The organism is Methylobacterium marchantiae (genome assembly GCF_042679825.1).
In the GTDB taxonomy this organism is placed as follows: domain Bacteria; phylum Pseudomonadota; class Alphaproteobacteria; order Rhizobiales; family Beijerinckiaceae; genus Methylobacterium; species Methylobacterium marchantiae.
This window is the reverse complement of the sequence record NZ_JBHTND010000090.1, coordinates 1-642: the sequence shown is the minus strand read 5'-3', so window position 1 is coordinate 642 and position 642 is coordinate 1. Positions and strand designations below refer to the sequence as shown.

Sequence of the window (642 nt, the reverse complement as noted above, 5' to 3'; positions counted from 1 at the left end):
AGCGCCTTGACCTCGGTGGCGACCACGGCGAAGCCCCGCCCCGCCTCGCCGGCCCGCGCCGCCTCGATGGTGGCGTTCAGCGCCAGCAGGTTGGTCTGGGCGGCGATGCCCTGGATCAGGGCGACGACCTCGCCGATGCGGGTGGCCGCCCCCGACAGGCCGGCGATGATGGCGCTGGTCTCCTCGGCCTGCTTGACCGCCTGACCGGAGATCTCGGAGGCGTGGGTGACCTGCATGCTGATCTCGGAGACCGAGGCGGCCAGTTCCTCGGCGCCGGAGGCGACGGTCTGGATGTCGGAGGAGACCTGGGTCGAGGCGCGGGCGGCCTGACCGGCCTGTTGCGAGGCGCCGGAGGCGGCACCGGCGATGGCGTTGAGGTCGGTGGCGATGGAGACCTGCAGGGCGGCGCGGCTCCGGCGCTCGAGCACCTGCCTGGTGACGTCGGTGGCGAACTTGACCACCTTGAGCGGGCGTCCGTCGCGGTCGAAGATCGGGTTGTAGGTGCCCTGGATGAAGACCTCGCGGCCGCCCTTGGCGATGCGGCGGTACTCGTCGGCCTGGTACTCGCCGCGTCCGAGATTCTCCCAGAAGCGCTTGTACTCGGCGCCGGCGCGCAGATCGGGATCGACGAACATGCCGTGG

General features: G+C 71.5%; 1 protein-coding gene. It reads right to left on the bottom strand.

From position 1 onward, the window contains the following. Positions 1-642 (bottom strand): methyl-accepting chemotaxis protein (locus ACFQ4G_RS21950; RefSeq protein WP_379041137.1); only part of this gene is annotated, 642 nt, incomplete at both ends.